Origin of the sequence: Stenotrophomonas pictorum JCM 9942 (assembly GCF_001310775.1) — a bacterium.
In the GTDB taxonomy this organism is placed as follows: Bacteria; Pseudomonadota; Gammaproteobacteria; order Xanthomonadales; family Xanthomonadaceae; genus Stenotrophomonas; species Stenotrophomonas pictorum.
Genome location: NZ_BAZI01000341.1, coordinates 1 through 2830, shown reverse-complemented (window position 1 = coordinate 2830; position 2830 = coordinate 1). Strand labels below are relative to the sequence as shown.

The window sequence follows — 2830 nt, the reverse complement described above, 5'->3', positions numbered from 1 at the left end:
GGCTTCGCCACTCTGGCAGCCGGCAAGGCTGGCGAGCAGGGCGGCGGCGAGCAGGTGCTTGCGCATCGGTGATCCTATGGGGCGATTGATGTCTGCCAGCATAGGTGCTGTGGTGGCGGCCGCACCTGCCGTTGGTTGGTGTAGCGCTGCCGGGGTGGCCCGCAGGCCAACCGGCCGCTGCCCGGGAGCCCCCGCGAAGCCAGGGGCATCCCCGTGGTGGCATGACGCCGGTATTGCCGCCATGAGCTGGCGGCGCGGTCAGCCTTCGTCGTGCTCGTATTCGACAAAAACATCCAGCGTCCGAGCGAGCCGCTCTACCGCCAGATGCACGTTCTGGGAGGTGGCGGCGTTGCCGACTTCGATTTCCAGTTCATGGATTCCCGGGCCATGTTCATCGGACAGCCCTGCCGAGCTGGAGTCCTCATCATCCAGATGGGGCATCAGATCGTCGGTTTCCTCGATGTGTTCGACGCCCTCCAGGCTGGACAGCAGGTTGCTGATGGCACGCGCGTCGTCGGCGCTGCCGGTAATGCGGATACGCAGGATGGGCATTGGGAACCTCCGGGCAATGGAGCGCCAGCATAGGTACGGCGCGGAAAAGGACGGGTGAAGCGCACGTGGGAAATCGCGGCGCTTCATACCGGGGTGTTTGCCGGGCCCGCATGCGGTGCAGGCGGTTCTGACCGGTGCGGGGAGCCTGTTGCAGTGCAGTGGACGAGCGCTCGCGTACGTTGGGATGGACGCCTTCAGGCGTGTCCCCATCCGCCTGCGGGGGCGACCGCCGCGCGGCGGTACACCCATGCCGGACTAGGCGCCGCGCTTATCCGGCGGGGGACGCCAGTGGCGCGAAACGGCGCACCGGCTGGCCGTCGATGACCACGGTTTCGCAGAACATCGCGTACGGCCGCACCCACAGTCCGCCTTCACCGTAGAGCGCACGGTAGACCACGACCGGCTCCAGGGTTTCGCTGTGGCGGGCGACGCCAAGGACCTCGTAGTCCATGCCCTTGTAGTGGCGGTAGCGGCCGGGGGCCAGTTCGGGGGCGGGGGCGAGCTCGGACATAGTGGTTCTCAATCGGTGGGGGAATTACTTCACGGCGCTGCCAACGCGCACCGGCAGCGGGATGTTGCACAGGTCGATATGCCCGGCGGCGCGTTTGTAGAAACCATCGACGCGGTTGCGGCGGGCTTCCACGGTGGCGGCGAAGGTTTTCGAATCGGTGCGCAGCACCTGCAGCGGCACGCGCTGCTCGACCGGCAAGGTGCTGGCCAGGGTGATGGCCTTGATCGGTGTGCGCTGCGCGGCATCGTCGTAGAAGCCCATCGGCTCGGGGCCGCGCTGGATCGCGCTGAGCAGCTCCATGCCCTTGAGCACACGGCCGACCAGGGTGATGTTGCGGTCCAGCTGGCGCGGCGACTGGCCGATGACGACATACAGCTCGGCGCCGAGGCTGCTGTCCTCGGCGTTGTTGCGGCCGGCTCCGAGCGCGCCATAGCAGTGCGCCAGCCAGCTGTGCTGGCCATCGCTGCCGACGGCGAAGTCACCGACAAAGCCGGTCTGTGTGGCCCAACCATCGCGGTCGGGCAGGGCGGTGAAGGCCAGGCCTTGGGCGGGGCGCTGGAATTCGGCCGGCAGGTGGGTTCTGGCGCTGCCCATGGACCTGGCCTTGGCGGCGTCATCGGCCTCGGCATCGCCGAACTGGACCACGAAATTGTCCTGCGCGCGGTAGATGCTCAGCCCGTCCCAGAAGTGCTCGCGCGCCAGGGTGCGGATGTTGCCGACGTGTTCGGGGGCGAAGTCCGGCGCCAGCTCGATGATCACCCGGCCGCCGTCCACGTCCATATAGAGGAGGTTTTCCGGCGCCGGCGTGTGCCAGTCGCTGGCCGGTGAGGCGTCGATGATCTCCTGCGCGCTGCGGTATTTGGCCGGGGCGTCGGCGGCCAGCAGCGGAAGCGGAGACAGGGCCAAGGCCAGGGTCAACAGCGAACGGCGAAGCGTCATCGGGCACTTTCCTGAACGGGTGTTGGCCGATTCTGCGGGATCGCCGGGCCCCGCGGCCAGTCCATGCGCAGGATGGGGTGACTATCGGCACATTCACTATAGCGAACTAAACACTAGTGTTGCCTTCAGGCTAGTGTGCAGGAGTGAGGGCCATGAGTGAGCTTGATGCCCAGCTACGCAAGTTCCAGAAAGAACTCAGTACCGGCACGGTGTCGCTGGCGTTGCTGGCGGTGCTGGCCAAGGCGCCCGAGCCGCTGTACGGCTACCTGATCGCCAAGGAACTCGAGCGCGTGGGCGAAGGGGTGCTCAGCGGCAAGCAGAGCGCGCTGTACCCGGTACTGCGCAATCTGGAAGGCGCCGGGCTGCTGGAAAGTCACGTTGAACCGTCGGTGGCCGGTCCACCGCGCCGCTATTACCGCATCAATGACGACGGTCGTGCCGTTCTGCGGCAGTGGATCGCCGCCTGGAAGGCCACCCGCGACTCGGTCGAGTCCGTACTGGAAGGAATCAACTGATGAACATCGAAAACACCGCGCGGCAGCTGCCGACGACGATTCCCGAATACCTGGAGCAGTTGCGCACGGCGCTGGCCGGCGCGGACCCGGCGATGATCCAGGACGCGCTGTACGACGCCGAGGAATACCTGCGCTCGGAACTGGCCGAGCAGCCGGGCAAGAGCGAGGCCGAGGTGATCGCCGGGGTCGCCGGCAGCTACGGCGCACCGGAGGAAGTGGCCGAGATCTACCGCGAGACCGAAGTGACGGTGAACCGCGCCCTGCGCACGCCGCGTGCCAGCGCTGGACCGGTGGTGCCGGTGATGGCGGCGGC

Annotated in this window: 5 protein-coding genes; 2 read left to right on the top strand and 3 right to left on the bottom strand. The window is 67.2% G+C overall.

Going from position 1 to position 2830, the window contains the following annotated elements; genetic code table 11:
* Window positions 1-258: 258 nt before the first annotated feature.
* The 3 genes from JCM9942_RS13400 to JCM9942_RS13390 form a co-directional block, all read right to left on the bottom strand.
* Window positions 259-552 (bottom strand): hypothetical protein, encoded by a 294-nt coding sequence (locus tag JCM9942_RS13400; RefSeq protein ID WP_054660288.1) that lies wholly within the window; start codon window positions 550-552, stop codon window positions 259-261.
* 268 nt (window positions 553-820) lie between these two features.
* Window positions 821-1063 (bottom strand): DUF1653 domain-containing protein, encoded by a 243-nt coding sequence (locus tag JCM9942_RS13395; protein ID WP_054660286.1) that lies wholly within the window; start codon window positions 1061-1063, stop codon window positions 821-823.
* A gap of 24 nt (window positions 1064-1087) precedes the next feature.
* Window positions 1088-2002, bottom strand: coding sequence for a peptidylprolyl isomerase (locus JCM9942_RS13390; RefSeq protein ID WP_054660283.1), 915 nt, complete (start codon window positions 2000-2002; stop codon window positions 1088-1090).
* Between the two features lie 152 nt (window positions 2003-2154).
* Between JCM9942_RS13390 and JCM9942_RS13385 the strand changes: the two genes are divergently transcribed.
* Together JCM9942_RS13385 and JCM9942_RS13380 are read left to right on the top strand one after the other, a co-directional pair.
* A complete protein-coding gene (locus JCM9942_RS13385) occupies window positions 2155-2517 on the top strand; it encodes a PadR family transcriptional regulator (protein WP_054660281.1) in 363 nt (120 codons plus the stop codon).
* Window positions 2517-2830 (top strand): DUF1700 domain-containing protein (locus JCM9942_RS13380; protein ID WP_425478356.1); only part of this gene is annotated, 314 nt, incomplete at its 3' end. The genes JCM9942_RS13385 and JCM9942_RS13380, both read left to right, overlap by 1 nt.